The sequence below is a fragment of the Protofrankia sp. Cr1 genome (assembly GCF_963555865.1).
In the GTDB taxonomy this organism is placed as follows: domain Bacteria; phylum Actinomycetota; class Actinomycetes; order Frankiales; family Frankiaceae; genus Protofrankia.
This window is the reverse complement of record NZ_CAUVXO010000284.1, coordinates 1-2,623: the sequence shown is the minus strand read 5'-3', so window position 1 is coordinate 2,623 and position 2,623 is coordinate 1. Positions and strand designations below refer to the sequence as shown.

Annotated in this window: 7 protein-coding genes; 3 read left to right on the top strand and 4 right to left on the bottom strand. The window is 65.1% G+C overall.

The features are described from left to right. From U9980_RS19060 to U9980_RS19050, 3 genes are all read left to right on the top strand, one after another. On the top strand, positions 1 to 315 hold a 315-nt coding region (locus tag U9980_RS19060), incomplete at its 5' end, for a hypothetical protein (RefSeq protein ID WP_322769164.1). Beyond that, positions 312 to 563, top strand: a complete 252-nt coding sequence (locus tag U9980_RS19055; protein WP_322769163.1) for a type II toxin-antitoxin system prevent-host-death family antitoxin — start codon at positions 312 to 314, stop codon at positions 561 to 563. The genes U9980_RS19060 and U9980_RS19055, both read left to right, overlap by 4 nt. After that, a complete protein-coding gene (locus U9980_RS19050) occupies positions 560 to 817 on the top strand; it encodes a Txe/YoeB family addiction module toxin (protein ID WP_322769162.1) in 258 nt (85 codons plus the stop codon). Before U9980_RS19055 ends, U9980_RS19050 begins: the two co-directional genes overlap by 4 nt. On the opposite strand, the gene U9980_RS28640 is transcribed toward U9980_RS19050, so the two are convergent. The 4 genes from U9980_RS28640 to U9980_RS19035 form a co-directional block, all read right to left on the bottom strand. Continuing rightward, entirely contained in the window at positions 768 to 1,067 is a 300-nt protein-coding gene (locus U9980_RS28640) for a zeta toxin family protein (RefSeq protein ID WP_416210324.1), read from the bottom strand. The two genes, U9980_RS19050 and U9980_RS28640, sit on opposite strands and share 50 nt — an antisense overlap. An 11-nt stretch (positions 1,068 to 1,078) precedes the next feature. Next, a complete protein-coding gene (locus U9980_RS19045; protein WP_322769161.1) occupies positions 1,079 to 2,122 on the bottom strand; it encodes an rRNA adenine N-6-methyltransferase family protein in 1,044 nt (347 codons plus the stop codon). After that, positions 2,119 to 2,244, bottom strand: coding sequence for a hypothetical protein (locus U9980_RS19040; RefSeq protein ID WP_322769160.1), 126 nt, complete (start codon positions 2,242 to 2,244; stop codon positions 2,119 to 2,121). The genes U9980_RS19045 and U9980_RS19040 overlap by 4 nt, the downstream gene beginning before the upstream one ends. Before the next feature lie 135 nt (positions 2,245 to 2,379). Further along, on the bottom strand, positions 2,380 to 2,623 hold a 244-nt coding region (locus tag U9980_RS19035), incomplete at its 5' end, for a VWA domain-containing protein (protein WP_322769159.1).

The following is a 2,623-nucleotide window of genomic DNA, read 5'->3' as shown; positions in this document are numbered from 1 at the left end:
CACGACACCGACCCCGAGCACCGCGCTCAGCGCACGTACACGGCGGACCATACGGGCATTATGCGGTTTCCAGGCATGACAGTTCGGACAGACTACGCCTTGGCCTCGGGCATCGACACCGGCGTCGCAGCGATCGTCGACCAGACCTGCCCGCTGGCCGACACGGCCGAGGGCCTGCGCCACGCTGAGCACCACACCACGTACTTTGCGCACCGACTACCGATTGATCACCAGCACCCCTTGCCAACCTCCAAGCCAAAACGTACAGTTTACTGTACGTACAATTTTCTGTACAAAAATGAGAGGGTTACATGAGGACGATGACCTACTCGGAGTCGCGTGCGCGGTACGCCGAAGTTCTCACCGCGGTAGTCGAAGACAGAGAGGAGGTCGTCATCACACGCGCCGGCCACGAACCGGTAGTGATCGTTTCCTTGGATGACTACCAGTCACTCAAGGAGGCGGCGTACCTCCTTCGCAGCCCGGAGAACGCACGCCGGCTGCTGACCGCCATCGACCGCCTTGAGAGCGGTGGCGGCACCGTGCGGGACCTCGCCGAGTGAAGCTGGTGTGGGACGAGAACGCCTGGGAGGACTACCTATGGTGGCAGACCCAGGACCGCAAGCTGCTCACGCGCATCAACATCTTGATCCAGAACATCGCCCGGAACGGAAACGAAGGTATCGGCAAGCCGGAGCCGCTGACGTACGGGTTCCAGAGCTACTGGTCACGGCGCATCAATGACGAGCACAGGCTCGTCTACAAGATTAGTGGTGACGACATTCGCATAGCCCAGTGCCGCTACCACTATGTGTGAGGCGCCAGGCCGACCGGCGCGGGGCAGCCGTGGGCGCCCTCCGGGTGGTACCGACGACGATCTCAGCCGCGGTCCAGGGACGGTTTCGGTCGCTGTCGACGTCGATGAATCCGCCGCGGTCCTCGAATGCAGCGGCCAGCTGCCGGGCGACCCGGGATTTCCCGCTCCCGGGCTGGGCGACCAGAAAGATCACCAGGGGATGCGGCACCGGCCGGGCGTCGCCCCCGCCGTCGGGGAACGCCGCTGGCATCCGACGTTCCGTCAGCGGGACGGGATGACCTGCGTCGGTCGGTCCAGCCAGAACACCTGACCGTCACAGGTGACAGTCAGGCCGAACCGGGTGCACGGGGGCCGCCCCACCGCCACCCACCAGTCGTACGCCGTCTCCAGCTCGTCCCACAACCGGCGCGGACCATACTGCGTCACCTCATGCTCGTCCGTCCCGGCGGTCAGTGAGGCCCATGACTGGGAATCGGCGTGGGACAGCAAGAGCGTCTTCGCCGGGCCGCCCTCGTCTATCTGCCCGTTGGTGCAGTCGGACAGCCAGGTGCCGACCGCGAACCCCGCCTCGAAATCGTTTAAGGGCTCATCCAGATATCGACGGGTGGTCCTGACGTCCGCGTCGTCCTCGCCCAGCCACCACACATGCGGGTCGGTCCGCTGGTTACGTAGCCGCATGAAGCCCGCCTCGCCGTGAAACCTGCCCTGCGCCGTGCCGTCGGCATCCACGGCAAGGGCGAGCAGCGCCCCCTCGAAGGTGCCGACGTAAGGCAGCACGATCCGTCCCCCGGGGCGGGTCTGCTCGATCCAGGCGTACGGGACCGTGGACGCGGCCGCCGTCGCGACAAGGCGGTCATACGGTGCGTGCTCGGGATACCCGCGCACACCGTCACCTGTGATCACCGTGACCGGATGGCCTGTCCGGCGAAGCGCCGCTCTCGCGTGATCGGCTATCGCCCGATCGATCTCCATGGTGGTGACCTGCCCGGTACGGGTCCGCTCCGCGAGAAGCGCCGCGTTGTAGCCGGTACCCGCGCCAATCTCCAGAATATTCATCCCCGCACGTACGTCGAGGATGTCGAACATACGATCCATCACCCACGGTGCGCTGCTCGAACTGGTCGGAACAATGCCCTTGCCGTCGTACCTGTCCGTCCCATCCTCCACCTGGATGGTGATCGCTCTGTCGCTGCGACACAGCTCCAGCCACCGTTGCCGGTCCTCGTCCCGGCGTAGCGGGACGAGGAAGAAGCCGTCTTCGCCGGTAACCCAGATCTCGTCCGGGATGAAATCCTCGCGGTTCACGCCCGCCCGGTCCCGCGGCACAGCTGACAGGTCTTCTGCTCCTTCTTGCCGTCGTTGGTGACCTCGACCGTCCCCGCACCGGCGCATCCCGGACAGTCCACCGGTCTCGAGTGCTTGCCCACCCGAACCGCCTTTCGTGGTCGGCGCAAGGTCTCTTTCCCACATGCTCCCACTCCGGGATGCGCATTTCCCCTGTCCCGCCGTGCATCCGGCCGGCGCGGTGAACAGGAGTTCCAAAAATGATCTCCTGTTACTGGTCAGGTTCCGGTGACCAGGCCGCGGACACGGGCCTGGGTGAGCCAGCCCGGATACTCGTACATCAGCAGGTCGAAGAGCTGGTCTTCGCCGATCGCCGTCGGGTCGGCGAGCGAGAAGAAGTTCGCGTTGTCCAGGAACCGCCCGGTCATCTCATCCAGTTCCTCCAGGAAGCTGAAGTTGCTCTCAAGCATACGGTCGACAAGGCCACCGAGACCCCCGCGCTTCGGCATTGTCACACTGCCG